This window comes from Streptococcus infantis (assembly GCF_047460875.1).
GTDB lineage: Bacteria > Bacillota > Bacilli > Lactobacillales > Streptococcaceae > Streptococcus > Streptococcus infantis_AA.
In genome coordinates, this window is record NZ_JASHFI010000025.1 from 1 (window position 1) to 3,006 (window position 3,006).

The following is a 3,006-nucleotide window of genomic DNA, read 5'->3' on the forward strand; positions in this document are numbered from 1 at the left end:
TTGTAGACTATATTGATTACTACAACAACAAACGAATTAAGGTAAAACTAAAAGGATTTAGTCCTGTACAATACAGAACTAAATCCTTTGCTTAAATTAATTGTCTAACTTTTTGGGGTCAGTACAAAACTAAACTCTTTTTCTTTCAATCTTCTTCTACCAAACGTTTAAACTCTGCTTGAATCTCTGTATTTTCTGTAGGTTTTAAGTACATGATTCCACCATTTGTTGTTGGTGAATGAAATACAATCGCTTCTCCTGTGTTGGTTATCGCAAAGAAGTAACTATGTACATCCGGGTATTTATCCCAATTACTGTAGCGTTCTACAATTCGGTACTGAGTAGTTCCTAACCCATTATCCGAGTATTCTGCATTTAATTTTTCACTTGGCCCATCACCAAAGGTATAGAGATTATCTGGACCGACATCTCCTCCTGATATGCCCTTTTTGTAATTAGGTTGCCCAAGTCTCTCGCCCCACCCTTTTATGAAGGATTCTAATTTAGCAGACTTACTAGCATTCCAAGGAGCCTTTTGTTCTTCACTCGAAATAGCCTTGCTGCTAGTAGAAGGTTCAAATTTTTGCCAATCAAGTTGATTGAAATCTAGCATTTCGGCTTCTGTTTTTCCAAACTCTGTATGCAAATTTTTATTTCCAGGAACCCGAATGTCCTGTTCCTGAACTTTACTTGCTACTTGCTGGCTCGAATTCAGATGATAAAGTACTCCCCTACCTTCTCCTGTTCCAGAGGTCCAACCTAATTCTAGAATATCACCACCCTGATAGATATTCATAGAATTTCTAGCACCACCATGGCCTGCAACAAAGCCCTCTGCCAAAAGTACCGGTCTCTCATTTACTAAATAATAAAGTCCCGAAATAAAATAACCGCCACTAGATTGCTCAACACCGATTAGCAACTCCTCGATACCATCTTGATTAAGATCCGTATACACATAGCGCATCTGATCCCCTTGAAAAACTGCATTTTCAACTGACCAACTGTTAATAGGCCGATCAGTTGCATTCAAATTTTTATAAAGATCTACTATTTTGTCTATATCCTTAGGTGTAGAAAGTATTTTTTTGTAATCATCAAAAATCGGCTTGTAGAATTCTTTAAAATCTTTCTTGGACGGTTCGTTAGTTGTAGACTGACTAGTAGTAGATGATAAGCTACTTTCCTGACTGGAAATATCACCATTTTGATTACTACAACCAATTATAAATAAACTTAAAAACAGAAAAAACGAGGCTCCTAAGACTTTTTTATTCTCCATAACATTCTCCTTTATTGTTACAGTAAATTTATACTTAAATCTCTCTTACATTATATCAAATGAAAAAGAGTTTGACATAGAATAAGAAAAACTAAGTGAACAATATGGGCTCTATACTATTTGTAGTGGGTAAATCCCCTGTAGATAATATGGAGCCTATTTTGTTGTAGAAAAAGTCCCATAAGACCTATAATGAAAAGCGACCAAACCATCATTAGAAAGAATCATATGCAACATATTTTATTTTATCTCTAAACTACTTTATATTAAAAACCCAAACATCAAGATTCTAGACATCATCAATAAGGATACACACAAGGAAATCATCGCTAATCTGGATTATGTAGCTCCATCTTTCACTGATTACAGAAATCAAATGAAGAAATATAATTTTCAAAAACCTTCTAAGATTCCTAAGCTTGAAACAGCGTATATACCTACTAGGAATCTTCTTAGAAAGGGCCGTTTTAAGTGATATCATTGCTCAAAAATGATAGTCGCAGAGACTTCTCTCGTCAAGAAGAATCACCAAATTCCTCGTAACATCAACCAAAAAAAGCTCAGAAGCTGATTAAAAAGAGTTCTATGACCGATATTGCCCATCAACTTTCCATTCAAACGTCAACTGACATACGAAAACTCAATGGATTTCACTTTAAGCATGATTTTAGCTATCTGCCTGAGATTATGTCCTGGGACATTTAAACAGTCAGGAGAGTAGCTGTTTCAATCGGAAAATGAAGATGAGTTTCATTGCTCAGGACTTTGACAAGCTTAATATTCTCACTGTTCTTGAGGGCAGAATACAAGCTATCATCAGAAATCACTTTCTCCGTTACGATCGAGTAGTCCGATGACGAGTGAAAATCATAACTATGGATATGTTTAGTCCTTACTATCACTTGGCTAAGCAGCTTCGCTTTCGAATTTCTAGGCTCAGGCTGAAACAGTCCACTGGACTGTTTCACTTCCAAATGCAAAAATTGTACATGATCGCTTTCACACTATACAACATCTAAGCCGGACTATGAGTCGTGTGCGTGTACAAATCATAAATCAACTTGATCAAAAATCTCATTAATACAAGGCTATTAAGGGTTATTGGAAGCACCTCAAATAAGATAGTCGTAAACTCAGCGATAAGCGTTTTTATCGTCCTATTTTTCGCATGCACTTGACAAATAAAAAGATTCCAGGCAAACTCTTAGACTATTCAGAAGACTTGAAACACCATTATAATCTCTATCAGCTCTTGTTTTTTCACTTTCAGAATAAGGAGCCTGAAAAATTTTTCGAATTCATTGAGGACAATCTAAAGCAGGTTCATCCTCTTTTTCAGACTGTCCTTAAAGCCTTAATCAAGGACAAAGAGAAAATCGTCAACGTCCTTCAGTTACCCTATTCCAACGCAAAATTGGAAGTTACTATTAATCTCATTAAACTTAACATACGCAATGACTTTGATTTTAGAAACTTTGAAAACTTCAAAAACATATTTTTAACGCTCTGAATATAAAAATGGAGAGGACTAAAATTGTCCTCTCCAGATGTTAGCTTTTATTCAACTCACTACAGTTGAAAAAGAGATAAAAATTTTGGCTCTATAATTTCTGTAGTGGGTAAAACCACCATAGGAATTATGGAGCCTATTTTGTTGTAGAAAAAAAGTCCCATAAGACCTATAATGAAAAGTGACCAAACCATCATTAGAAAGAATCTTATGG

Annotated in this window: 2 protein-coding genes and 1 pseudogene; 2 read left to right on the forward strand and 1 reads right to left on the reverse strand. The window is 35.3% G+C overall.

The window, feature by feature from the left end:
* Nucleotides 1–95, forward strand: a 95-nt coding sequence (locus tag QM887_RS09870; RefSeq protein WP_414271436.1) for an IS3 family transposase, incomplete at its 5' end; no start/stop codon positions are given.
* A 50-nt stretch (nucleotides 96–145) separates the two neighbouring features.
* On the opposite strand, the gene QM887_RS09875 is transcribed toward QM887_RS09870, so the two are convergent.
* Nucleotides 146–1,282 carry a DUF4767 domain-containing protein gene (locus QM887_RS09875; RefSeq protein ID WP_414271435.1) on the reverse strand — a complete coding sequence of 379 codons (1,137 nt, stop codon included), beginning with the start codon at nucleotides 1,280–1,282 and terminating at the stop codon, nucleotides 146–148.
* 235 nt (nucleotides 1,283–1,517) lie between these two features.
* On the opposite strand from QM887_RS09875, the pseudogene QM887_RS09880 reads away from it, so the two are divergent.
* A pseudogene (locus QM887_RS09880) lies at nucleotides 1,518–2,836 on the forward strand (ISL3 family transposase).
* Nucleotides 2,837–3,006 lie beyond the last annotated feature (170 nt).

Coding starts and splice junctions, on each gene's coding strand:
- QM887_RS09875 (WP_414271435.1), bottom strand. CDS start 1,282: ATGGAGAATAAAAAAGTCTTAGGAGCCTCGTTTTTTCTGTTTTTAAGT.